The following is a 24,053-nucleotide window of genomic DNA, read 5'->3' on the forward strand; positions in this document are numbered from 1 at the left end:
AGCCTGTGGATTGCTACTTCTTCTCGACCGCGTGGCCGCCGAACTGGTTGCGCAGCGCGGCGATCATCTTCATCTGCGGCAAGTCGTCCTGACGCGAGGCGAACCGCGCGAACAGCGAGGCGGTGATCGCCGGCAGCGGGACGGCGTTGTCGATGGCGGCCTCGACGGTCCACCGGCCCTCGCCGGAGTCCGACGCGTAGCCGCGCAGCTGCGCCAGGTGCTCGTCCTCGTCGAGGGCGTTGACGGCGAGGTCCAGCAGCCAGGACCGGATGACGGTGCCTTCCTGCCAGGAACGGAAGATCTCGCGGACGTTCTCGACCGAGTCGACCTTCTCCAGGAGCTCCCAGCCCTCGGCGTAGGCCTGCATCATCGCGTACTCGATGCCGTTGTGGACCATCTTCGCGAAGTGGCCGGCGCCGACCTTGCCCGCGTGGACGGAGCCGAACTCGCCCTCCGGCTTGAGCGCGTCGAAGACCGGCTGGACGAGGGCCACGTGCTCGGCGTCGCCGCCGTACATCAGCGCGTAGCCGTTCTCCAGGCCCCAGACACCGCCGGAGACGCCGCAGTCGACGAAGCCGATGCCCTTGGCCGCCAGCTCCTCGGCGTGCTTCTCGTCGTCGGTCCAGCGCGAGTTGCCGCCGTCGACGACGACGTCGCCCGGGGACAGCAGCCGCGCCAGCTCGTCGATGGTCGACTGGGTCGCGGCACCGGCGGGGACCATGACCCACACGACGCGCGGACCCTTGAGCTTGCCCACAAGCTCTTCGAGGCTGTGGACATCGGCGAGGTCCGGGTTGCGGTCGTATCCGACGACGGTGTGGCCTGCGCGGCGAATCCGCTCGCGCATGTTGCCGCCCATCTTGCCGAGACCGACGAGACCGAGCTCCATCAGAGATTCCTTAAGCGTCGTGTGTGCGGTTCCTACCCGCGTCCGAGCCTACGCCGGGACGCGGGCGCACACCTTCCCCCGGGGCTCCGCCCGGGGGTATCGCGGGGCCTCGCCGTGGGCGGGCCCCGCCGGCCGGTCAGCCGCTCAGGCGCACCGGCATGATCAGGTACTTGTACGTCTCGTCCGCCTCCGCGTCGACCGCCGGACGGCCGCTGAGCAGGGCCGGCTTGGTGGAGGTCGTGAAGGAGAGCTGGGCGACCGGGGAGTCGATCGCGCTCAGACCGTCCAGGAGGAAGGTCGGGTTGAAGGCGATCGAGATGTCGTCGCCGTCCAGCTGCGCGTCGACCCGCTCCACAGCCTGTGCGTCGTCGCTGGAGCCGGCCTCCAGGATGAGCACGCCCTGCTCGAAGCTGAGCCGGACCGGGGTGTTGCGCTCGGCCACCAGGGCGACACGCTTGACGGCCTCGACGAACGGGGCGGTCTCGATCACCGCGACCGAGTTGAACTCGGTGGGGAAGAGCGTCCGGTACTTCGGCAGGTCGCCCTCGAGCAGGCGGGTGGTGGTACGGCGGCCCGCGCCCTCGAAACCGATCAGGCCCTCGCCCTTGCCGGAGCCGGAGAGCGCCAGGGTGACCGTGTCACCGCTGGTCAGCGCCTTGGCGGTGTCCAGCAGGGTCTTCGCGGGCACCAGCGCGACGGCGGAGGCGTCCGGGGACTCCGGCTTCCACAGGAACTCGCGGACGGCGAAGCGGTAGCGGTCGGTGGAGGCCAGGGTGACCGTGTCGCCCTCGATCTCGATGCGCACACCGGTGAGCACCGGGAGCGTGTCGTCACGGCCGGCGGCGATGGCGACCTGGGCGGCGGCCGCGGCGAAGATCTCGCCGGGGACGGTGCCGGTCGCGGTCGGCATCTCCGGCAGCGCCGGGTACTCCTCCACGGGCAGGGTGTGGAGGGTGAAGCGGGAGGAGCCGCAGACCACGGTCGCGCGCACACCGTCGGTGGAGATCTCCACCGGGCGGTTGGGCAGGGCGCGGCAGATGTCGGCGAGCAGGCGGCCGGAGACCAGGACGGTGCCGTCCTCCTCGACCTCCGCCTCGACGGAGACGCGGGCGGAGACCTCGTAGTCGAAGCTCGAGAAGCTCAGCGCGCCGTTCTCGGCCTTCAGCAGAAGGCCCGCGAGTACGGGCGCCGGCGGACGGGCCGGAAGGCTGCGGGCCACCCACGCCACCGCCTCCGCGAGTACATCGCGCTCCACCCGGATCTTCACCGGAACCGCCTCCTGCTTGTTGCTGGCTCTTCGTCGACTGCGGGATCCAGTCTGACGTACGCCGCCGACACTCGGTGCGGCTCGGGGTCAAGTCGCGACAAGAGGAGGTCGGGGTCCCGGCATCGAGTTGTGCACAGGCCCCGCTTCAAAACGGATTCCGAGCTAACTATGGGTGGGAGTAGTAGTAGGGCCTGTGGAAACCGTGGATAACGCCATCCATGCAGGTCAGGCCGCAAATTTTGTCCACTGCCCCTGTGGGTGGAACCGGTGGAAAACCGGGGTCCGCTGTGGACACCGGAAAGTTCTGCACACCCCATGCACAGGCCGGGCCCTGTTCCCCACAGCTCCGTCCCCAGGTTTTCCCACGTTCCCCACAGCCCAAACGTCGCCGTCGGTGTGACCGCTTTCACTCGGGGCAGTGAGCCCGGGCGTTTCGTTGCCGAACAGTGGACAGGGGTGTGGAGAAGGTGTGGGTAAGGAGCCGCTGCCTGTGGGTTGCCGGTGGACAAGTCCGAGGGCCCCCTGTGGACGAAACTTTCATCCACAGGCTGTGGATGAAAGTTTCCAACAATTCCACACCCCTCTGAGCTGGGGTGATGGCCAGTCAGTGCGGGCGCCTGTGGATGCGTTCCGGATAACTCGGTAGTCCCCACCCTGTGGACGGAAGATCATCCCTCAATCTGTGGAGAACCGGGTAGCGGAGCGGCTTAATCGAACAGACTCGGCTCGCCGGAGACGGTCTCCTCGACCGCCGAAGCCCTCGCTCGGCCCTCGCTCGGCCCTCCCGAAGCCTCTTCGGAGGTCTTTCGGAGCCCTTCCGGAGCTCTCCTGGGGCCCGCTGAGGGAGCTTCCGTACGTCTCCCGAAGCCTTCCCCGGGCGCGCCGGCGGCAGTCGTCCACCGCGTGGCGTTCACCCGACCGCTCGTCGCTCGTCGCTCGCCGCTCTCCTCGCTCCTCTCGTGGCCGTTCCCAGGCCCGTGCGCCGTCTCCCCCTGCTCTTCCGGCCGCCGTACGCCGCTTGTGCCCCTCTTTTTCAGCTCCTTCAGCTCCTTTCAGCTCCCTCCGGCCGCCCTTTCAGTCCTCTTGAGCCCCGGAACGCGCGAAAGGCGCCCCAGGAGGTGTCCCGGGGCGCCCTTCGAGGCGTCTCGACGGCCCGTCGGCCGCGGCTCAGCCGTTCTTGATGCGGTTGGTCAGCTCGGTGACCTGGTTGTAGATGGAGCGCCGCTCGGCCATCAGCGCGCGGATCTTCCGGTCCGCGTGCATGACCGTGGTGTGGTCCCGGCCACCGAACTGCGCGCCGATCTTCGGCAGCGACAGATCCGTGAGCTCACGGCACAGGTACATGGCGATCTGACGGGCGGTGACCAGCACCCGGCTGCGCGAGGAACCGCACAGGTCCTCCACCGTCAGCCCGAAGTAGTCGGCCGTCGCCGCCATGATCGCGCTCGCGGTGATCTCCGGGGCGCTGTCCTCGCCGCCGGGGATGAGGTCCTTGAGGACGATCTCGGTGAGCCCGAGGTCCACCGGCTGCCGGTTCAGGCTCGCGAACGCGGTCACCCGGATCAGCGCGCCCTCCAGCTCACGGATGTTCCGCGAGATCCGGGACGCGATGAACTCCAGCACCTCCGGCGGCGCGTTCAGCTGCTCCTGGACGGCCTTCTTGCGCAGGATCGCGATCCGCGTCTCCAGCTCGGGCGGCTGCACATCCGTGGTCAGGCCCCACTCGAAGCGGTTGCGGAGCCGGTCCTCCAGGGTCACCAGCTGCTTGGGCGGCCGGTCCGAGGACAGCACGATCTGCTTGTTGGCGTTGTGCAGCGTGTTGAACGTGTGGAAGAACTCCTCCTGCGTCGACTCCTTGCTCGCGAGGAACTGGATGTCGTCGACGAGCAGGATGTCCACGTCGCGGTAGCGCTTGCGGAACGCGTCGCCCTTGCCGTCACGGATCGAGTTGATGAACTCGTTGGTGAACTCCTCGGAGCTCACGTACCGCACCCGGGTGCCCGGGTAGAGGCTGCGGGCGTAGTGCCCGATGGCGTGCAGCAGGTGGGTCTTGCCGAGCCCGGACTCGCCGTAGATGAAGAGCGGGTTGTACGCCTTCGCCGGCGCCTCGGCCACCGCGACGGCGGCCGCGTGCGCGAAGCGGTTCGAGGAACCGATGACGAAGGTGTCGAAGAGGTACTTGGGGTTCAGCCGGGCGTGCGGCTCGCCGGGACCGCCGGCCCCGCCGCCCTGGCCCGACGGGCCGGAGTGACCGCCCGCGCCGCCGCGGCCCTGGGGGCCGCCGCCCGGACCGCCATGGCCGCCATGGACGCCGGAATTCTGCCGGGGACCGTGGCCCTGGCCCGGTGCCTCCGACGCCGGCAGCTCGGCCCGCTCGGGGCGCTGCGGCTGCTCGTAGGAGGAACGCTCGTCGTAGCGCGGCGGCGGGGACTGCTGCGGGCGCTGCGTCCCGTACGGCTCGCGCCACTGCTCCGCGGCCGGCTCGCGGTCCTGGAAACCGCCGAGCCGCTGCTGCTGCCAGGCGCTGACGTCGTCCTGGGCGCGCGGCCAGACGCCCGGGGCGGGGCGCTGCGGCTGCTGGTACTCGGGATAGGCGGGGCGGGCCGTCGGCAGCCCGTCCTCGGGCATCGGCCGGCCGTAGTCGTCGTAGGAGTCGTACGACTTCTCGTAGGTGTCGTATTTCCCATACGGCTGCGGGGCCTGCGGCCCGGGCGGGGCGGGCGGCGTCGGCTCGCCGGCCGAGTCGTCGACGGTGATCGCGATCCGGATCGGACGGCCGCAGGCGCGGCTGAGGGCCTCGCTGATCAGCGGCGCGAGCCGGCCCTCCAGGACCTGCTTGCCGTATTCATTGGGGACCGCGAGCAGCGCGGTGTCGGCGACCAGGGCGAGCGGCTGGCAGCGCTCGATCCACTGCTTGTCCTTGGGCTCTACCGCCTGTGGGCCCTCCCCGAGAAGCTGTTCGAGGACACGCGGCCACACTGCGGCAAGATCGGCAGGTACGTCAGCCACGGGGCACGCTTCCTCGCAGGTCCCACGGAGGTGTGGTTCTCGGGGACGATCAATGGGAGTCCGGTCAGGACAGGTAAGGACAGAACGGAAAAAGACTGTGGAGTTCTGCCACGGTAGTCGGGGCGGCTGACGTGGTTCAAGTCGTTGTCCACAGCCTGTGTACAAGGGCCCCTTGCGACCGGCCGGTTTGACCGGATGGCGTAGCCGCGCGTACCGTAACCAAGTCGAGTTGTCGATGGCTGCTGCCGCCTGCCTCCGATGGGCAAAGGTCACCCTATGTGATCACGAAGCGGTGCACTCGGGCGTATTGCGAGCTACTCGTGGGCGCACGGTGACAGCCAGGCGATGTCCCGCCACCAACGAATCATTTCTGGAGCCCCCGAGTGAGCAAGCGCACCTTCCAGCCGAACAACCGTCGTCGCGCGAAGACCCACGGCTTCCGCCTGCGCATGCGTACCCGTGCCGGCCGCGCCATCCTGGCGAACCGCCGCGCCAAGGGTCGCGCGAGCCTGTCCGCCTGATCCGCGCACAGGTCATGACGTGCTGCCTACCGAGAATCGGCTGAGGCGGCGCGAGGACTTCGCGATCGCGGTACGACGAGGGCGCAGGGCAGGACGCCCGCTCCTCGTCGTCCATCTACGCAGCGGTACAACGGACCCGCACGCGTCAGGGGAGAGCGCTCCTCCGGCACGTGCGGGTTTCGTCGTGAGCAAGGCAGTAGGCGGCGCGGTCGTCCGCAACCAGGTCAAGCGACGCCTGCGCCATCTCGTGCGCGACCGTCTCACCGAGCTGCCCCCCGGTAGCCTGGTGGTCGTACGGGCGTTGCCCGGAGCCGGCGACGCCGACCACGCACATCTGGCCCGCGACCTGGATGCCGCTCTCCAGCGACTGCTGGGAGGGGGCACGCGATGAAGTACCCGCTGCTGGCTCTCATCAAGCTGTACCAGTGGACGATCAGCCCGCTCCTGGGCCCTGTCTGCCGGTACTACCCGTCGTGTTCCCACTACGGATTCACGGCCATAGACCGGCATGGCGCGATCAAGGGCACTGCCCTGACCGCCTGGCGCATCCTGCGGTGCAACCCGTGGTCGCCCGGCGGCGTGGACCATGTCCCGCCGCGCAAGCGACCGCGCTGGCACGAAACGCTGCGCCATGCCCTGCGCGGGGACGAGGGCGGGCTCTCCGCCGAGACGAGCCCGGCCGCAGAGACCTCGCCCAATGCTCAAGGAGCCTGATTAGTGGACACGATTGCCAGTCTGTTCAGCTTCATCACCACACCTGTCTCATGGGTGATCGTCCAGTTCCACACCATGTACGGGGCGATCTTCGGCCCTGACACCGGTTGGGCCTGGGGTCTGTCCATCGTGTCCCTGGTGGTGCTGATCCGTATCTGCCTGATCCCGCTCTTCGTGAAGCAGATCAAGTCGACGCGGAACATGCAGGCGCTCCAGCCGAAGATGAAGGCGATCCAGGAGCGCTACAAGAGCGACAAGCAGCGTCAGTCCGAAGAGATGATGAAGCTGTACAAGGAGACGGGCACCAACCCGCTCTCCTCGTGCCTTCCCATCCTGGCGCAGTCCCCGTTCTTCTTCGCGCTGTACCACGTGCTGTCCGCGATCGCCTCGGGCAAGACGATCGGCGTCATCGACGAGCCGCTGCTCGCCAGCGCCCGTCAGGCCCACATCTTCGGCGCGCCGCTGGCCGCCAAGTTCATGGACAGCCCGGAGAAGGTCGAGGCGCTCCACGCCTCGCTGACCGACGTCCGTGTCGTCACCGCGATCATGATCGTGATGATGTCGGCCTCGCAGTTCTTCACCCAGCGCCAGCTGATGATGAAGAACGTCGACCTCTCGGTGAAGACCCCGTACATGCAGCAGCAGAAGATGCTGATGTACATCTTCCCGCTGATCTTCGCCGGCATGGGCATCAACTTCCCCGTCGGTGTCCTCGTCTACTGGCTGACCACCAACGTGTGGACCATGGGCCAGCAGATGTTCGTGATCAACCAGAACCCGACCCCGGGCAGCAAGGCCCAGGACGCCTACCTGCAGCGTCTGCTCAAGAGCGTCACGCAGCACGGTGAGGTTCGCGGCCGTCGTCGGAAGACCATCGTCAAGGTGATCGTCGCCAAGGGCGCCGACCGCAACGACAACGAGCGCCGCTTCTTCGCGGGTCTGGCCAAGTCCGGCTTCGCCGCCCAGGCCGACGGCACCGTGATCAAGAGCGACAATGTCTCGGTCGAGGCCGAGGGAGGCGCTCCCAAGCGCCAGCAGCCCAAGCGCCAGACCAAGTCCCAGCGTCAGACGGGCAGCGGTCAGCAGGCGGGTGGCCAGCAGACGGCGGAGCAGCCCGAGCAGACGGAGCAGGCCGAGCAGGCCGAGCAGGCCGCTCCTTCGCTGGAGAAGAAGCCGCAGGCGTCGCAGAAGGGCGCCAAGGCCGGTTCCGCCTCCGCGGGTGACAAGCCCGCCCGCCCGAGCCGGGCCAATTCCGGCCAGCGCAAGGGCCAGCAGCGGCCCAAGCACCCCTCCTCCAAGAAGTAAGCCTCCACGAAGCTAGAAGGAGTCCATCCGTGACGGAAGGCACCACCTCCGCCGCCGAGGGTGTCGACACCCTGACCCGCCTGGAGCAGGAGGGTGAGATCGCGGCCGACTACCTCGAGGGCCTGCTCGACATCGCCGATCTCGACGGTGACATCGACATGGACGTCGAGGCGGACCGGGCCTCGGTCTCGATCATCAGCGACTCCAACGGCCGTGACCTGCAGAAGCTGGTCGGCCGTGACGGAGAGGTGCTGGAGGCCCTTCAGGAGCTGACGCGGCTCGCCGTCCACCGGGAGACCGGTGACCGCAGCCGTCTGATGCTCGACATCGCGGGCTTCCGCGCCAAGAAGCGGGCCGAGCTGGCCCAGCTGGGCGCCCAGGCCGCGAGCGAGGTCAAGTCCACCGGCGAGCCGGTGAAGCTGGACCCGATGACCCCGTTCGAGCGCAAGGTCGTGCACGACGCGGTCGCGGCGGCCGGTCTGCGCAGCGAGTCCGAGGGCGAGGAGCCGCAGCGCTTCGTCGTCGTGCTCCCCGCCTGAACCCTCTCTTCGTGTCGGCCCCGTCTGTTCGCAGGCGGGGCCGCGTTTTGTCAGCCTGATAGTCAGCACCCAGTGCGCTCGGACGGTACGTGCGCGGTACGGAAGGACGGTTCCCCGTGACGGAGGCAGCGGAGGCAGCGGAGCTTCCCCAGGCGCCGGAGCAGGCGCGGACGGTCTTCGGTGAATACTTCCCGGAGGCGGTCCGGTACGCGGAGCTCCTGGCGGACGCCGGGGTCAAGCGTGGTCTCATCGGCCCGCGGGAAGTCCCGCGACTGTGGGAGCGCCATCTGCTGAACTGTGCCGTGCTCTCCGAGGTCGTCCCGGAAGGCGTCACGGTCTGCGACGTCGGCTCCGGCGCCGGTCTGCCCGGCATCCCGCTGGCCCTGGTCCGCCCGGACCTGAAGATCACGCTGCTGGAGCCGCTGCTCCGCCGCACCAACTTCCTCCAGGAAGTCGTGGAGCTGCTCGGTCTCGACCATGTGACCGTGGTCCGCGGCCGGGCCGAGGAGATGCTGGGCAAGCTCCCGCCGGTGCATGTCGTGACCGCCCGGGCCGTGGCCCCCCTCGACCGGCTGGCCGGCTGGGGCGTGCCGCTGCTCCGTCCCTACGGCGAGATGCTGGCCCTCAAGGGCGACACCGCCGAGGAGGAGATCGTCGGAGCCCGTGCCGCGCTCGCCAAGCTGGGTGTGGTGGAGGCATCCGTGCTGCATGTGGGCGAGGGCATCGTCGACCCGCTGACCACGGTGGTCCGGGTCGAGGTGGGCGAGAGCCCCGGTGGTGTGCGGTTCGCCGCCAAGCGGGCCAAGGCCGCCCGGACCAGCCGGCCGCGCCGTCGCCGCTGACCCGGCAGCCGCAGTCGTAGCCGCAGGCACGTGTGTGCCTGCGGCTTTCCGCACCCTTGTGATCATTCCTCCCGCTCTGCTCCGTACAATCGGCGATACCTGCTGATGTCGGAGTGTCGAGAGCTCCCGGCCCTGTGGCACGTGCATCGTGTTTCACGTGAAACGTCGCTCACTGCTGCAAGGGATCATCAGCCGTGGCCGTGCGGTTGCCACGCCCCGGGATCGCACACCTCAGGCGAAGCCCCCCGTGAGGGTTACGGAGTTGTCCACAGAGGTGGATTCATCCACAGATCCACGGGCCTCGCTGGTTCACGGCCCCGGAAGCATGACAGGCTCTGTGCATCGCGAGCCTGAAGCCGAGGAGAGTGAATCCTTGCGGTCCGACGCCAACACTGCGGGACCGATGACCGACCCGGTCCCCGGTCCCCGAACCGAATCGGTCGGGGCGGATGTTTCACGTGAAACACCGCCTCCGATGGACGACACCCCCATCGGCCGTGCGGCCCAGCTGGCCGTCCAGGCCCTGGGCCGGGCCGGTGAAGGACTTCCCCGGCCCGCCCGGACCCGTGTGATGGTGGTCGCCAACCAGAAGGGCGGCGTGGGCAAGACGACCACGACCGTCAATCTGGCCGCGTCCCTCGCGCTGCACGGCGCCCGCGTCCTGGTCATCGATCTCGACCCGCAGGGCAACGCCTCCACCGCGCTCGGCATCGACCACCACTCCGATGTCCCCTCGATCTACGACGTCCTCGTGGAGAGCCGACCGCTCTCCGAGGTCGTCCAGCCGGTCCTGGATGTCGAGGGCCTGTTCTGCGCCCCCGCCACCATCGATCTCGCCGGTGCGGAGATCGAGCTGGTGTCCCTGGTGGCCCGGGAGAGCCGGCTCCAGCGCGCGATCCTGGCGTACGAGCAGCCGCTCGACTACATCCTGATCGACTGCCCGCCCTCCCTCGGACTGCTGACGGTCAACGCCATGGTGGCCGGCGCCGAGGTTCTGATCCCCATCCAGTGCGAGTACTACGCGCTGGAGGGTCTCGGCCAGCTGCTGCGGAACGTCGAACTGGTGCGAGGGCACCTCAACCCGGCCCTGCATGTCTCGACGATCCTGCTCACCATGTACGACGGCCGTACCCGGCTCGCCTCGCAGGTCGCCGAGGAGGTGCGCACCCACTTCGGGGACGAGGTCCTGCGCACCAGCATCCCGAGGTCGGTGCGTATCTCGGAGGCGCCGAGCTACGGGCAGACCGTCCTCACCTACGACCCGGGCTCCAGCGGTGCCCTGTCGTATCTCGAAGCCGCACGCGAGATCGCCCTCCGTGGCGTCGAGCTGCGCTATGACGCCACCCAGGCCCACGGCGGACAGCCGCCCATGGGCCACCAGAACAGCCAGCGAATGTCGGAGGGGATGCAGTGAGCGAGCGACGTAGGGGGTTGGGACGGGGCCTCGCCGCGCTGATCCCGGCTGCTTCCCCGGAGCCTCAGGTGTCGGCCGTCGGGGCGGGGGCCGCCGGGGCCACCGTGTCTCCCGCGGGTCTTCCCGCACTCGGCTCGGAGCGGGGGGTGGCTGCGGCGAAGCTGGTGACCCTGCCGGAGAGCGGCCGGCCGGTGGAGTCCGCGTCGTCGGAGCCGGGACCCGCGCCGCTGCCGGAGGCCCCGGCCGGTGCGTTCTTCGCCGAGCTGCCGCTGGACTCCATCACGCCGAACCCGTGCCAGCCGCGCACGGTGTTCGACGAGGACGCTCTCGCCGAGCTGGTCTCCTCCATCAAGGAGGTCGGTCTGCTCCAGCCCGTCGTGGTGCGCCGGCTGGACGACGAGCGCTTCGAGCTCATCATGGGCGAGCGCCGCTGGCGGGCCTGCCGCGAGGCCGGACTGGAGCGGATCCCGGCGATCGTGCGGGCCACCGAGGACGACAAGCTGCTCCTCGACGCCCTGCTGGAGAACCTGCACCGGGCCCAGCTGAACCCGCTGGAAGAGGCCGCCGCCTACGACCAGCTGCTCAAGGACTTCGACTGCACCCATGACCAGCTGGCCGACCGGATCGGCCGGTCGCGTTCGCAGGTCACCAACACGCTGCGGCTGCTCAGGCTCTCGCTGCCGGTACAGAACCGGGTCGCCTCCGGGGTCCTCTCGGCCGGTCATGCCCGTGCCCTGCTCGCCGTGCAGGACCCGGCGGCGCAGGACCACCTCGCCCACCGGATCGTGGCCGAGGGGCTCTCGGTGCGGAATGTCGAGGAGATCGTGACGCTGATGGGCTCCGAGCCCTCGGCTCCGGTCAAGCCCCGGAAGCCGAGGGCGGGCGGCCGGGTCGCGCCGGCTCTGCAGGATCTGGCGACCCGGCTCTCCGACCGGTTCGAGACCCGGGTGAAGGTCGACCTGGGCAAGGAGAAGGGCAAGATCGTCGTCGAGTTCGCCTCGATGGACGACCTGGACCGGATCCTGTCCACCCTCGCCCCGGGCGAGGGCCGTGTCCTCGGCCAGGGCAACGCCGACCAGGGCTGAGTTCCCGCAGTCGTCCCCAGGGCGGGGCGTGATCCGGACTTCACCGGATCACGCCCCGCCCTTTGCCTGTCGGCGGTATCGCCCCGAACAGGCCGTCGTTACGATGCGGAAAGGCTTATTCGTACGGCGCTGGCCGAGGGAAACGAGGAGGAGCCGTGGGGCGTCGGCTCGTACCGCTCACCCTGGACAACCTTCCGGATCTCCCCAAGCGGTGTCGCTCCTGTGTCTTCTGGGAGCTCGACCCGGTGAGCGGGGAGGCGGCCGTGAAGGCCGGCCGCCCGGAGCTGGAGAAAGAAGCCTGGATCTCCGCGGTGCTCCTCGAATGGGGTTCCTGCGGACGGGTCGTCTATGTCGACGAGGTACCGGTCGGCTATGTGCTGTACGCGCCTCCGGCGTATGTGCCCCGTTCCACCGCCTTCCCCACCAGCCCGGTCGCCGCGGATTCCGCGCAGCTGATGACGGCCTGGATCATGCCGGGCTATCAGGGCCAGGGGCTGGGGCGGGTCATGGTGCAGACCGTGGCGAAGGATCTGCTGCGGCGCGGGTTCAAGGCGATCGAGGCGTTCGGGGACGCCCGCTGGAAGGAGCCGGCCTGTGTGCTGCCCGCCGACCATCTGCTGGCCGTGGGCTTCAAGACCGTACGGTCGCACCCGGCCTATCCCCGGCTCCGGCTGGAACTGAGGTCGACGCTCTCCTGGAAGGAGGACGTCGAGATGGCGTTGGACCGGCTGCTCGGCGCCGTACAGAAGGAGCCGGTCCTGCGGCCCCTGTGAGGTGCGGCGGCCGGAACGACGGCGGCCCGCCCCCTCGGAAGGGGGCGGGCCGCCGATGTTTCACGTGAAACAGCGAGAAGGTCAGGCCTTCGCGACGAGGAAGTCCGCCAGGTCACGCTCAAGCGCGGCCTTCGGCTTGGCGCCGACGATCGTCTTCACGACCTCGCCACCCTGGTAGACGTTCATCGTCGGGATCGACATGACGCCGTACTTCGCGGCGGTGGCCGGGTTCTCGTCGATGTTGAGCTTCACGATCTCGATCTCACCGTGCTCGGCGGCGATGGCCTCCAGCGACGGGGCGATCTGACGGCACGGGCCGCACCAGGCCGCCCAGAAGTCGACGAGAACGGGCTTGCCGCTCTTGAGGACCTCTTCCTCGAAGTTGGCGTCGGTGACGTTCTTGAGAGTGCCGGCCACGGCAGGCTCCTTCATTCGTGGGGTGTGGGGTGGGGGAGAAGAAAGGGTCAGACCGCGGGGGTCTCGGCGAGCTTCTCGCTGTCGGCGAGGGCGGCCAGGAAGCGCTCGGCGTCGAGAGCGGCGGAGCAGCCGGTGCCGGCGGCGGTGATCGCCTGACGGTAGGTGTGGTCGACGACATCGCCCGCACCGAAGACACCGGTGAGGTTGGTGCGGGTGGACGGGGCCTCGACCTTCAGGTAGCCCTCCTCGTCCAGGTCCAGCTGGCCCTTGAAGAGCTCGGTGCGCGGGTCGTGACCCACGGCGATGAAGAGGCCCGTCACCGGGAGCTCGCTGGTCTCGCCCGTCTTGGTGTTGCGCAGGGTCAGACCGCTGAGCTTCGGGTCACCGTGGATCTCGGCGACCTCGCTGTCCCAGGCGAACTTGATCTTCGGGTCGGCGAAGGCACGCTCCTGCATCGCCTTCGAGGCGCGCAGCGAGTCACGGCGGTGGACGATCGTGACCGACTTGGCGAAGCGCGAGAGGAAGGTGGCCTCCTCCATCGCGGTGTCGCCACCGCCGACCACGGCGATGTCCTGGTCCTTGAAGAAGAACCCGTCACAGGTGGCGCACCAGGAGACACCGCGGCCGGAGAGGGTGTCCTCGTTCGGCAGGCCGAGCTTGCGGTGCTGGGAGCCGGTCGTGACGATGACGGCCTTGGCCTGGTACACGTTGCCGGCGGTGTCCGTCACGGTCTTGATCTCGCCCGTGAGGTCCACGGAGACGATGTCGTCCGGAACCAGCTCGGCGCCGAAGCGCTCGGCCTGGGCGCGCATGTTGTCCATGAGGTCCGGGCCCATGATGCCGTCACGGAAGCCCGGGAAGTTCTCCACCTCGGTCGTGTTCATCAGCGCGCCACCGGCGGTGACAGCACCCTCGAAGACGAGGGGCTTCAGCGAGGCGCGAGCGGTGTAGAGCGCAGCGGTGTATCCCGCGGGCCCGGAGCCGATGATGATCACGTTACGGACGTCGCTCACGGGTTTGTTCCTCGTCTCTGCAGACTGCCTACTGCCTACGGCGGCTGGGATTGCTTCCTTCACCCCACCCAACGGATCCTACGGGGCGGGCATTCCCGAGACCGTCACTCGGCACGACGAGGAATGAGTCAGGGTTTGTCCGGCGGATCGTGGCCGGGCGCCCCTGAATCGCGCACCAGGCGGGATTCGTCAGACACGGCCTAGCGCGGCAGGGACAGCTGGGCCAGGACCGTGGCCTTGCCGCTCTCTTCGTCGGCGCAGGAGACGTCCATCACATAAGCGTGCACCCGGGTGCTGTCCGCGGTGTCGGGGAGCACGACGAGATAGGCGGGCGTGCCGCTGTAGTCGCCGCGCTGGAAGGCGAGGACCGGGTCGGTGCGCTGGATGCCGGCCCGCACACAGGCGGGCAGCTCGTCGGCCGCCGCGCTCTTCTCGCTCTTCCCGCGCGCTTCGGCGGAGAACGATTCAGGAGCGCCGCCGCCCTCCTGGGAGGCCCTGAAGCCGGCGTCCCGGTGCAGCAGGGTGCGCACCGTGGTGGCGACCGGACGGCCGTCGAACCGGGTGGTGCCGGCGGCGACGGTCGTGTCGGCCGGGCTGTCGGCGGTCGTCTCGTCGTTCCGGTCGTTCGACTGGAGGAAGAACAGCCCCAGACCGAGGACCGCGGTGCCGAAGGCGGTGCCGAGGAAGGCGGTCCGACGGCGGATCCGGCGGGGGCGACCGGGTCCGGTGGCGGCGGACGGAAGCCGGGAGGGGCGGTCGGCCGCAGGACGGGCCGGGACGGAGGGACCGGGGCGGCCGCGCGATGTTTCACGTGAAACATGGGCGTCGGCGTCCGGCGCGGTCGCGTTCAGCAGGGCCTCGGCGGCGAGGGCGGCGTCGATCCGGCCGGCGATCTCGGAGGGCATCCGCGGCGGTCCGGGCAGGGTGCCGAGCAGTCCCCGGATGTCCTCCAGGGCGGTCCGGACATCGGTGCACAGAGAGCATCCGTCGAGGTGCTCGCGGATGGCCGCTCCCCGGGAAGGGGACAGCAGACCCTCGGTGAGGTCGGAGATCTCCGAGACGTCCGGGTGCCGAGTCGTGTCGGCCGTGGAAGTCACGCGCGCCCACCTCCGCCCTTCACAACAGCTGGATTGCCCGGTCCGGATGATGTCGGTCCCGGCACCGTTGGGACGGATGCCCCCGGCGTCCGGTTCCTTCCCCCATCGGAGCCCTCGTTACCCACCGTGTCACCGCGCAGATGAGTGAGGAGCGGCAGAAGTTTGGCCCGTCCGCGCGCGCATCGGCTCTTCACGGTGCCGGTGGGGACATCGAGCAGCCGTGCGGCCTCCGCCACCGGGTATCCCTGCATGTCCACCAGGACGAGGGCCGCCCGTTGTTCGGCGGGCAGCGTGGCGAGCGCGGCGAGCAGCTGGCGGTGCAGATCCTGCCGCTCGGCGGGCGCCTCGGCCGATTCATGAGGTTCGAGGAGCTGCTCGAAGCGGGCCGTGTCGTCCACGGGGGACGTCCGGCGCGAGGCCGCCTTGCGGGCCCGGTCGAGGCAGGCGTTCACGGTGATCCGGTGCAGCCAGGTCGTGACGGCCGACTGGCCCCGGAAGGTGTGGGCGGCCCGGAACGCCGACACCAGGGCGTCCTGGACGGCGTCGGCGGCCTCCTCGCGGTCGCCGAGCGTCCGGAGCGCCACCGCCCACAGCCGGTCGCGATGGCGCCGCACAAGCTCCCCGAAGGCGTCGGGATCACCGGCCACATGGCCGGCGAGCAGATCCTGATCGCTCGGGGAGCCGGATTCGACGGCCTCTGATGCCACGTCCCCCTCCTCGATCAGTGGCATTACCCGTATTCACGCTGGTGCAACATCCGGGGAGCGGGAAGGTTACGCCGAGGACCCCTTGAAGGACACGTTGGTGACGGCCTGCTTGTAGCCGGCGTTGCTGTATTCGTCTGCCCCGGAGTGCGGGAGTGCCGTGAACCAGATCAGTACATAGCGGACCTTCTCCGGTGACTTCAGGGTCATCGGGAGAGAGGAACCGGAGGTCGTCGCCGTGGCGAGCTTCTTCATCGAGTCGGGGGAACCCCCCGGACTCAGGGAGTCCGCCGCGTACATCGTCGCGGCCGTGTGATTGCCGCCGTAGCGCAGGTCTATGGACACGGAGGCGAGACTCTGCTCGGAGCCGAGGTCGTAGACGATGCCCACGCCCTGCCGGAAGGGCGCCAGCACCGGTCCCTCGAAGAAGCTCTTGGTACGCCAGTAGGTGGACGGGTCCTTGTCGTAGGTGGCGCCCACGTTGTTGGCGTTCTGCGGTGGGCCGTCCGGGGCGTACTCCTGCGCCGCTGCGATGGTGAGCGGCTTCGCCGGCTCGGGCTTCTCGTCCCCGCCCGGGGTCTGCTGGGTGGGCGCGGGGGTCTCGGGAGTGTTCCCCTGCAGGAGCCGGTCCGCGATCTGCCAGCTGCCCAGGCCGAGGGCGGCGATCAGGAGGGCCGAGACGGCCCACTTCAGCGCCTTTCCGGTACGGCTCTGCAGCGGGGGCGGCGGGACCACGACGGGCTGGGTGACCGCGGGATGCGCCGGCGGACGCCCGTAGGTGCCCTGCTGATAGGTGGTGCGCTGGTACTCGGGCGGGCTGGGGAGCGGGAACTCCGGCTCCGGCGGGCGGATGCGCGGCATCGCCGCGACGGCCTTGGCCAGCTCGTCCGGGGTGGTGCAGGGCGGCTCCTGGCGCGAGGCGGTGGCCCCGTCGTTCGCCAGGGCCCGCATCGCGATCTCCGAAAGCCCGCGGTGGACGCCCGCCCGTACCTGATCGGGGGCGAGCAGCCCGGTGCCCTTGGGCAGGCCGGAGAGCCCGTACGCGTCGCTCTCGTACGGCCAGCGCTGGGTGAGAGCCGCGTACAGCAGGGCACCGATCGCCTCGGTGTCCGTGCGCTGGGGGCGCTCGGCGCTGATGCCGCGCAGCGCGGCGTTCACGGCGAGGCCGCGGATGCGGTACTGGCCGGTGGAGCTGCGCAGGACGGCACTGGGGGTGAGACGCAGATGCGAGAGGCCCTCGCGGTGCGCGGCGGCCATGGCCTGCGAGACCTGGCTGACGAGCTGGTAGGCGTCGTGCGGCTCCATGGGGCCGGCCGCGAGCAGCGCGGTCAGTTCGGTGGAGTCGGGCAGCCACTCGTGGACGACGTAGACGAGGTCGTTCTCCTCGACGGCGTCGAGGACCTGGACGAACCGGGGGTCTCCGAGCAGCGCGGCCGAGCGGGCGGCGGCGAGCACGGAACGGGCGCGGGGGTGGTCGGCGGGCAGGATGTGCACGCCGACGGCGCGCCGCAGCTTCTCGTCCACGGCCCGCCAGCTGCTGAAGCCGTCCAGCCGGGTGACGCACTCCTCCAGCCGGTACCGCTTCGCCAGCTTGTGGCCGCTGTGCAGTTCGGTTGCCGTGGAGGAGGACGGCTCGCCGTCGCTCTTCCGGTCGGCCGCTTCGTCCTTCGTGGTCTCGGCGGAAGGATCCGCCTTCTTCCGCTCTTCCGCCACCCCGTCGGTCGCGGCCGTGTCCGCCTTGGCGGTCAGCGGGTCGTCACCGCTGTTGTCGGCCACGTCGACGGCAGCCGTGCTACGTTCCGCCACCGTCGTTCCTGCCTCCCCATCCGTTGCGCCACATCCAACAGCCATGCCAATTGTGCCCACAGTCCGGCGCTATGCACGACACGCGTCGGCCCCCGATGGTTGTGCCGATCGCGCGTTCTCGTGCGTGGATCAGCGTCCCAGACGGCCGCGGACCATGCCGACCATGGAGTTGAGTTCCGCGATCCGCATGCGCTTGGCCGCGACGAAGAAGACCCCGAGCAGGACCACACCGCCGACCACGAGGGCGGCGAGCGACCCCAGGGCGCCGTCACCGAGCAGCTTCATCAGACCGAAGCCGGTCGCGCCGCCGACGAGTGCGGCGGGCAGCGCGGCCAGGCACAGCCGGGCGTAGGTGCGCAGGACGTGCGCGCCGTCCAGATCGCCGCCGAGGCGGTTGCGCAGCCGGCGCCAGGCGATGCCGACGCCGACCGCGTAGGCCAGGCCGTAGGCGCCGGCCATGCCGACCACGGCCCACTGGGCGGGCAGCACCACGTAACAGACGGCCGAGACGGCCGCGTTGACCGCGGCGACGATGACGGTGTTGTAGAAGGGCGTCCGGGTGTCCTCGTAGGCGTAGAAGCCGCGGAGCACGACGTACTGGACGGAGTAGGGGATCAGGCCGAGGCCGAAGGCCATCAGGATGAAGCCCATGCCCCGGGCGGCCTCGACGCCGCTGGACGCGTAGAGCAGGGTGCACATCGGGACGCCGAGCGCCAGGAAGGCGAAGGCCACCGGGACGATCGCGACGGCCGAGTTGCGCAGGCCCTGGGAGATGTCGTCGCGGACCGCGCCCGCGTCGTCGTCGTGGGCGGCGCGGGAGATCCGAGGCAGCAGGGCGGCCATGACGGAGACGGTGATGATGGCCTGCGGCATGCCCCAGATCAGCTGGGCGTTGGAGTAGGCCAGGAAGCCGGCGCCGTTCTTGCCGGACTCCTCGCCGGCCGCGGTGGCGAGCTGGGTGACGACCAGGACACCGGCCTGGTTGGCGAGCACGAACAGCACGGTCCACTTGGCCAGCTTGACCGTCTTGCCGAGGCCGTGGCCCTTCCAGTCGAAGCGGGGGCGGAAGCGGAAGCCGGTCTCGCGCAGATACGGGATCATCGCCAGGGCCTGCACGACGAGGCCGAGCAGGGTGCCGATGCCGAGCAGGCGGACGCCCTCGTCGGGGATGGTCGTGACGCCCATGTGGGATTCGGCGGAGGTGCCGTACACCCAGATGAACAGGCCGAAGGTGGCGATCATGACGATGTTGTTGAGGACCGGGGTCCACATCATCGCGCCGAACTTGCCGCGGGCGTTGAGGATCTGTCCCATCACCACGTGCACACCCATGAAGAAGATGGTGGGCAGGCAGTAGCGGGCGAAGGTGACGGCGACGCTGTTGGCCGCGGCGTCGTCGGCGATGGTGCTCGACATCGCCTTGATCAGGAGCGGTGCCGCGAACACGGCGACCGCGACGATCGCGCCGAGCGCGACCATGACGAGGGTGAGCAGCCGGTTGGCGTAGGCCTCGCCGCCGTCCTCGTCGTTCTTCATGGAGCGGACCAGCTGCGGCACGAAGACCGAGTTGAGGCCGCCGCCGACGGTGAGGATGTAGATCATCGTCGGCAGGGTGTAGGCGACGGTGAAGGTGTCACCGAGCAGGGCGGCGCCGAGGGCGCCGGTGATCACCAGACTGCGGACGAAGCCGGTCAGCCGGGAGACCAGGGTGCCGGCCGCCATCACGGCGCTCGACTTGAGCAGCCCGGACGCGCGGCCGGTCTTCTTCGGCGCGGGGGGCGCGGGCAGCGGGTTCGGCTCCGGGGCGGGCGGCGGCACCTGGCCGGGGGCCTGCTGGTCGCGGTAGAGGTGGGCGAAGGCGTCCGCCTCGGTCGCCTCCTCCCCCGCCGCGGTCACCAGGTCGTCGACACCGGTGAACTGGACGGTGTGGGCGTCGTCGGCGTACGGCAGATGGCGCGAGGGGCCGTCGGGCTCCGGCGCGGGCGTCTGGGCCCACACCCGCGGGTCCGGGGCGTGCGGCTGCACGGCCGGCTGCTGGTAGAGCGACTGCGGCTGCGCGTAGGTGCCGGGCGGGGGCGGCGGGTGCGCGGCCCGGTCGTAGAGCGCCTCGGAGACCGGGTCCTGGGCGGACAGATCGCGCCCCTGGTAGGGGTCGTGGGTGTAGGCGTCCTGGACGTACGGATCCTGGCCGTACGGGTTCGGGGCGTACGGCGACGGCTCGGGGGTCCGGCCCTGCGGCGCCTGGCCGTACAGCGCCTGGGGCGCCTGGGGTGCCTGTCCGTAGGGTCCCTGCGGGTTCGCGTGCGGGTTCGGGGCGTACGGGCCCGGGGTGTACGGGGCCTGCCCGTACGAACCCTGCTGCGGCGCGTCCGCGTCCGGGTGCTGCGGGTGCGGGCCCTGCGGCGGCGTCGGCACCGGCGGGTGACCGCCGTCCGGTGTCGGGGGCGTACCACCGGACGGCGCGGTGTTGCCCGCGCCCTGACCGCGGTCACCGTCGTACGGCGCGTTCATGGTTTACCCCACCTCATCGTCCCCGGCCGACCGGCCACGACATCGCTCAACGGTCCACTTTCTCACCCGTGCCCGACGGGTCGCCGCTTTCGGACCCGGTGTTGGGTGTCGGGTCACTCGGCTGCTCCGTCTCGGCGCCGGGGTCCGCGGCCCCCGTTCCGGCCGTGTCCTCGCCCTCCCGACCGGCCTCGGGCTCCGCTTCCGCTTCCGCCTCGGCGGCCGCCTCGGCCGCGGCGCGCCGGGCGGCAGCCCGCTTGCGCTGCCGGTACATCCGGATGCCGGCGAGGACCAGCAGCAGGACACCGCCCGCGATGACGAGCATCACGGTGGGGGTGATCTCGGAGACCTTCACCGTGAACGTCATCGGAGCGCCGTAGGGCGTCCCGTCCTCGGTGTACAGCTGGGCCCTCATCAGGACCGGGCCGTTGGCGTTCGCCGAGGCGGTGAACTTCACCGACTGGCTGTGGCCGCCGTCGATCGTCACCGGCCGCGAGGCGACCGGGTCGCCCTCGACCAGCTTCAGACGGGTCCGGTTGTCGGAGGACAGCCGCAGCTCCAGATGCTCCACGCCCTGCAACAGCCGGTTCTGCACGGTCACCGGGATGGTGGCGCTCCGGCCGGACAGCGTGAGGTCCGACTTCTTGACCAGCTGCACCTCTTCGGTGAGGCTCCGCAGATAGCGCAGGACCTCCTCGCGGTAGAGGGTGGCCGAGGGGTTCTCGCCCCTCCAGGAGGTGGACATCTCCCGGCTGATCGCGTTGGTGAAGGGCGGCACGACCCGGTCCGCGGCGGTCAGGATCACCCGGAAGTCGTCCAGCTCGTCCCGGGTCTCCTTCATCTTCTGGAAGGCCGCGGTGTCGAGTTCCTGCGCGCGCAGCTTCTTCGGGTACGAGGCGCTGCCCGGGACCCGCGTGGAGGCGTCCGGGTCGGCGGTGTCCAGAGCGGCACTGGGAAGGTCCTGCGGCTCCGTCCACCGCTTGGCGGACAGCGCCTGCAGCGCCGCCGCCATGCTCTGGGCCTGCGCGGTGGAGGGCATGCGCTGCGGGGCGACCACGACGCTGCGCTGCTGTTCGGGCAGCTCCAGGGTCGTGGCCAGCGACTGGGCGAGGAACGACTGGATCGCCAGCGTGGAGTTCTCGGCGCGGACGAGGTCTCCCTGGAACGCCTTCGACAGCGCGGCGTCGCTCACCACCGCGGTCGTGCCGCCGCCCACCGCACGAGCGGCGGTCGGCGTGTACGGCAGATCGTCGCGGAAGCTGTCGCTGCGGGCGATCACATTGCGCGCGCCCGCCGAGGTGGCGACCGACATGACGGAGGGATCGACGGCACCGTCGACGGGCCAGGCGAAGTCGGTCGACGGCTTCACATGGAGCACCGTCTCGACCGTGCCGGACGCCAGCGCGGTCGCCTGCTGGAGGTGCGTCAGGGAGCCCGGGACCTCCTTGCCGTGGTGGGCGAGGGCGGCCAGATCGGGATCGGCGAAGGGCAGGGCGACGACCTTGTGGCCCTGCACGGCCTTCTCCAGCTGGTCCAGCCAGCGCTTGGCGATGTCCTGGTGCTGGCCCGGCACCGTGGTCGTGCCGTTCTTGACCATGTACGGCGCGGCCATGGCGTCCACACTGGCGAGCAGGTCCGGGTCGATGACCCAGGTCACCGGGAGGTCCTTGCCGAGCGAGACCATCTCGTCGAGCCGCCCGCCGGGGGCGAGGTCGGCGGCGAGATCGTCGTTCTCGAACACGGGGGTCTGCTGCTGGTTCGCGCCCGTCTCGGCGGAGACGTGCGCCGTGGAGATCAGCGGCCAGAGATAGGTGAGTTTGGTGCGCTTCTCGGTCTCGTCGGGCTGGTACGGCAGGAAGGTCCGCTCGATGCCGAGCACCCGGTCGTACGGCTGGCTCGCGGTCCGTCCGCTGACGGACACCCCGAGCTGATAGACGCCCGGGTCGTCGAGCTCCAGCTTGGACACGGGCACGGACAGCGAGAAGTCGCGGCTGAGCCCGGAGCCGAGCCGGGGGATCTCGACCGTGTAGCGCCCGCCGAGCGCCTCCCCTTCGCCGCCGAGACGGAAGGCGCCCCGGCCGGACACGTCGTCGATCTCGCTGCGATTGGTCATCCGGGGGCCGACCCGGAGGTCGACGGTGGCGTTGGTCACGGCCTGCTTGGTCCGGTTGGTGACCGTACCCGTGACGGTGAGCGTGTCGCCGTCCACGGGGGCCTTCGGCGCCAGGGTCTCCAACGACACGTCCACGCCGCCGGCGCTGTTCGCGCTCTCGGCGGCCTGGGCCGCCGGCGCGGGCACACCCTGAAGGAGGCCGGTCAGCAACGGCGCGGCCACAGCGAGTGAGGCCATGCGCCGTAGCCTGCGGCGGGCAGGTGAGGGATGGGTCCCCTGAATAGCTGCCGCCTCGCCCACGCGTCGCCCGTCCTCGTCGTTGTCTCGTGGTGTCAGTGGTGTCGGTGCTTCCGGATGCTGTGTCCAGGCATGGTAACGAGCAGCGCGGGGGCCGAGTGCCGGGGACCGCTCCGGCGGAGGGCGCGCACGGGCTTCCCCGGAACCTCTCCCGGGGCCGTTCGGGCCCCGCGGGCGGGAAACCGGGACGCCGGGGTGAGCCGGGGCACGTACCCTTTTCTGTTGTGCCGAACGCCAACGAAGACACCCCCACCGCACTGAGCCAGGTGCAGCGCCGCGCCGTCAGCGAACTGCTGCGCGTCTCCCCTGTCGCCGACGACCTCGCCCTTCGCTTCAAGGAGGCGGGGTTCAGCCTCGCGCTGGTCGGCGGCTCGGTACGGGACGCGCTTCTTGGCCGTCTCGGCAACGACCTGGACTTCACCACCGACGCCCGCCCCGAGGACGTCCTGAAGATCGTCCGGCCCTGGGCCGACGCGGTCTGGGAGGTCGGAATCGCGTTCGGCACGGTCGGCTGCCAGAAGAGCGGTTACCAGGTGGAGGTCACCACCTACCGCTCCGAGGCGTACGACCGCACCTCCCGCAAGCCCGAGGTCTCCTACGGCGACTCCATCGAGGAGGACCTGGTCCGCCGCGACTTCACCGTCAACGCGATGGCCGTGGCACTCCCCGAGAAGGAGTTCATCGACCCGCACGGCGGTCTGGAGGATCTGGCCGAGCGGGTGCTGCGCACCCCCGGTACCCCCGAGGAGTCCTTCTCCGACGACCCGCTGCGGATGATGCGTGCCGCGCGCTTCGCCGCGCAGCTGGACTTCGCCGTGGCCCCCGAGGTCGTCACCGCCATGACGGAGATGGCGGGCCGGCTGGAGATCGTCTCCGCCGAGCGGATCCGCGAGGAGTTCAACAAGCTCCTGCTCTCGGCCCACCCCCGCAAGGGCCTCGGGCTCCTCGTCGGCGCCGGTCTCGCCGCGCATGTCCTGCCCGAGCTTCCGGCGCTGCGTCTGGAGAGCGACGAGCACCACCGGCACAAGGACGTCTACGAGCACTCCCTCACCGTCCTCGACCAGGCCATCGACCTGGAGGAGAACGGCCCGGACCTGGTGCTGCGGCTGGCGGCCCTGCTCCACGACATCGGCAAGCCGCGTACCCGCCGCTTCGAGAAGGACGGCCGGGTCTCCTTCCACCACCACGAGGTGGTCGGCGCGAAGATGACCAAGAAGCGCATGATCGCGCTCAAGTACTCCAACGAGATGGTCAAGGACGTCTCGCGGCTGGTGGAGCTGCATCTGCGCTTCCACGGCTACGGCACGGGTGAGTGGACCGACTCGGCCGTCCGCCGCTACGTCCGGGACGCGGGCCCTCTGCTCTCCCGGCTCCACAAGCTGACCCGCTCCGACTGCACCACGCGCAACAAGCGCAAGGCCGCCGCGCTCTCCCGCGCCTACGACGGTCTGGAGGAGCGCATCGCCCAGCTCCAGGAGCAGGAGGAGCTGGATGCGATCCGTCCCGACCTGGACGGCAACCAGATCCAGGAGATCCTCGACATCGGCCCCGGTCCGGCCATCGGACGCGCCTACAAGTTCCTGCTTGAGCTGCGCCTGGAGAACGGGCCCATGGAGCGGGACGCCGCTGCCGCCGCGCTCAAGGAGTGGTGGGCGACCCAGGAAGGCTGAGCTGGAGCCGGCCGTTTCACGCGATGTTTCACGTGAAACATCGGTGGGCCGACAGTGCGGAGGGGCGGTG

19 protein-coding genes and 1 pseudogene are annotated in these 24,053 nt (G+C 70.0%); 10 read left to right on the forward strand and 10 right to left on the reverse strand.

Annotation, left to right across the window (positions count from 1 at the left end):
- Positions 1–13: 13 nt before the first annotated feature.
- From gnd to dnaA, 3 genes are all read right to left on the reverse strand, one after another.
- On the reverse strand, positions 14–889 hold the full coding sequence (gene gnd / locus ABZ990_RS08180; RefSeq protein ID WP_361227140.1) for a phosphogluconate dehydrogenase (NAD(+)-dependent, decarboxylating): 876 nt from the start codon (positions 887–889) through the stop codon (positions 14–16).
- A gap of 136 nt (positions 890–1,025) precedes the next feature.
- The gene (gene dnaN, locus ABZ990_RS08185; protein ID WP_361227143.1) at positions 1,026–2,156 is read right to left on the reverse strand and encodes a DNA polymerase III subunit beta; all 1,131 of its coding nucleotides are present in this window, start codon (positions 2,154–2,156) and stop codon (positions 1,026–1,028) included.
- Positions 2,157–3,323: 1,167 nt separating this feature from the next.
- The gene (dnaA, locus tag ABZ990_RS08190) at positions 3,324–5,165 is read right to left on the reverse strand and encodes a chromosomal replication initiator protein DnaA (RefSeq protein WP_361227146.1); all 1,842 of its coding nucleotides are present in this window, start codon (positions 5,163–5,165) and stop codon (positions 3,324–3,326) included.
- Positions 5,166–5,548: 383 nt separating this feature from the next.
- Here dnaA and rpmH point away from each other — a divergent pair, with 383 nt between their 5' ends.
- The 9 genes and pseudogenes from rpmH (at position 5,549) to ABZ990_RS08235 (ending at position 12,358) form a co-directional block, all read left to right on the forward strand.
- Complete coding sequence (gene rpmH, locus ABZ990_RS08195) at positions 5,549–5,686, forward strand: 50S ribosomal protein L34 (RefSeq protein WP_015659252.1); 138 nt, start codon at positions 5,549–5,551, stop codon at positions 5,684–5,686.
- Positions 5,687–5,705: 19 nt separating this feature from the next.
- Complete coding sequence (rnpA, locus tag ABZ990_RS08200; protein WP_361227149.1) at positions 5,706–6,077, forward strand: ribonuclease P protein component; 372 nt, start codon at positions 5,706–5,708, stop codon at positions 6,075–6,077.
- A complete protein-coding gene (gene yidD / locus ABZ990_RS08205) occupies positions 6,074–6,400 on the forward strand; it encodes a membrane protein insertion efficiency factor YidD (protein ID WP_361227152.1) in 327 nt (108 codons plus the stop codon). The genes rnpA and yidD overlap by 4 nt, the downstream gene beginning before the upstream one ends.
- 3 nt (positions 6,401–6,403) lie before the next feature.
- Positions 6,404–7,705 (forward strand): membrane protein insertase YidC, encoded by a 1,302-nt coding sequence (yidC, locus tag ABZ990_RS08210; protein WP_361227155.1) that lies wholly within the window; start codon positions 6,404–6,406, stop codon positions 7,703–7,705.
- A gap of 29 nt (positions 7,706–7,734) precedes the next feature.
- Complete coding sequence (locus tag ABZ990_RS08215) at positions 7,735–8,244, forward strand: R3H domain-containing nucleic acid-binding protein (RefSeq protein WP_361227158.1); 510 nt, start codon at positions 7,735–7,737, stop codon at positions 8,242–8,244.
- A gap of 58 nt (positions 8,245–8,302) precedes the next feature.
- A pseudogene (gene rsmG, locus ABZ990_RS08220) lies at positions 8,303–9,086 on the forward strand (16S rRNA (guanine(527)-N(7))-methyltransferase RsmG).
- 325 nt (positions 9,087–9,411) lie between these two features.
- Positions 9,412–10,500, forward strand: a complete 1,089-nt coding sequence (locus ABZ990_RS08225) for a ParA family protein (protein ID WP_361227160.1) — start codon at positions 9,412–9,414, stop codon at positions 10,498–10,500.
- Positions 10,497–11,585 carry a ParB/RepB/Spo0J family partition protein gene (locus ABZ990_RS08230; RefSeq protein ID WP_361227163.1) on the forward strand — a complete coding sequence of 363 codons (1,089 nt, stop codon included), beginning with the start codon at positions 10,497–10,499 and terminating at the stop codon, positions 11,583–11,585. Before ABZ990_RS08225 ends, ABZ990_RS08230 begins: the two co-directional genes overlap by 4 nt.
- Before the next feature lie 155 nt (positions 11,586–11,740).
- Positions 11,741–12,358: a GNAT family N-acetyltransferase gene (locus ABZ990_RS08235; RefSeq protein ID WP_361227166.1), complete on the forward strand. Its 618-nt coding sequence runs from the start codon at positions 11,741–11,743 to the stop codon at positions 12,356–12,358.
- Positions 12,359–12,439: 81 nt separating this feature from the next.
- Here the strand turns inward: ABZ990_RS08235 and trxA are convergent, their stop codons facing one another.
- The 7 genes from trxA to ABZ990_RS08270 all read right to left on the reverse strand — a co-directional run bounded on the left by trxA (position 12,440) and on the right by ABZ990_RS08270 (position 22,316).
- Positions 12,440–12,775 carry a thioredoxin gene (trxA, locus tag ABZ990_RS08240; protein WP_361227169.1) on the reverse strand — a complete coding sequence of 112 codons (336 nt, stop codon included), beginning with the start codon at positions 12,773–12,775 and terminating at the stop codon, positions 12,440–12,442.
- A 47-nt stretch (positions 12,776–12,822) separates the two neighbouring features.
- A complete protein-coding gene (gene trxB, locus ABZ990_RS08245) occupies positions 12,823–13,788 on the reverse strand; it encodes a thioredoxin-disulfide reductase (protein ID WP_361227172.1) in 966 nt (321 codons plus the stop codon).
- A gap of 200 nt (positions 13,789–13,988) precedes the next feature.
- The gene (locus ABZ990_RS08250) at positions 13,989–14,885 is read right to left on the reverse strand and encodes a hypothetical protein (RefSeq protein ID WP_361227175.1); all 897 of its coding nucleotides are present in this window, start codon (positions 14,883–14,885) and stop codon (positions 13,989–13,991) included.
- On the reverse strand, positions 14,882–15,592 hold the full coding sequence (sigM, locus tag ABZ990_RS08255) for an RNA polymerase sigma factor SigM (protein WP_361227178.1): 711 nt from the start codon (positions 15,590–15,592) through the stop codon (positions 14,882–14,884). The genes ABZ990_RS08250 and sigM overlap by 4 nt, the downstream gene beginning before the upstream one ends.
- 66 nt (positions 15,593–15,658) lie before the next feature.
- Positions 15,659–17,395 carry a protein kinase family protein gene (locus ABZ990_RS08260; RefSeq protein ID WP_361227180.1) on the reverse strand — a complete coding sequence of 579 codons (1,737 nt, stop codon included), beginning with the start codon at positions 17,393–17,395 and terminating at the stop codon, positions 15,659–15,661.
- A gap of 129 nt (positions 17,396–17,524) precedes the next feature.
- Positions 17,525–19,906, reverse strand: coding sequence for a murein biosynthesis integral membrane protein MurJ (gene murJ, locus ABZ990_RS08265; protein ID WP_361227183.1), 2,382 nt, complete (start codon positions 19,904–19,906; stop codon positions 17,525–17,527).
- Between the two features lie 46 nt (positions 19,907–19,952).
- A complete protein-coding gene (locus ABZ990_RS08270) occupies positions 19,953–22,316 on the reverse strand; it encodes a DUF6049 family protein (protein WP_361227186.1) in 2,364 nt (787 codons plus the stop codon).
- 221 nt (positions 22,317–22,537) lie between these two features.
- Between ABZ990_RS08270 and ABZ990_RS08275 the strand changes: the two genes are divergently transcribed.
- Positions 22,538–23,983 (forward strand): CCA tRNA nucleotidyltransferase, encoded by a 1,446-nt coding sequence (locus ABZ990_RS08275; protein ID WP_361227189.1) that lies wholly within the window; start codon positions 22,538–22,540, stop codon positions 23,981–23,983.
- Positions 23,984–24,053 lie beyond the last annotated feature (70 nt).

The organism is Streptomyces sp. NPDC046203 (assembly GCF_040646255.1).
Lineage (GTDB): Bacteria > Actinomycetota > Actinomycetes > Streptomycetales > Streptomycetaceae > Streptomyces.

What these genes read in the sequence shown, in the direction of transcription:
- gnd (WP_361227140.1), bottom strand. Translation starts at nt 889, where the DNA reads ATGGAGCTCGGTCTCGTCGGTCTCGGCAAGATGGGCGGCAACATGCGC.
- yidD (WP_361227152.1), top strand. Translation starts at nt 6,074, where the DNA reads ATGAAGTACCCGCTGCTGGCTCTCATCAAGCTGTACCAGTGGACGATC.
- ABZ990_RS08225 (WP_361227160.1), top strand. Translation starts at nt 9,412, where the DNA reads ATGACAGGCTCTGTGCATCGCGAGCCTGAAGCCGAGGAGAGTGAATCC.
- murJ (WP_361227183.1), bottom strand. Translation starts at nt 19,906, where the DNA reads ATGAACGCGCCGTACGACGGTGACCGCGGTCAGGGCGCGGGCAACACC.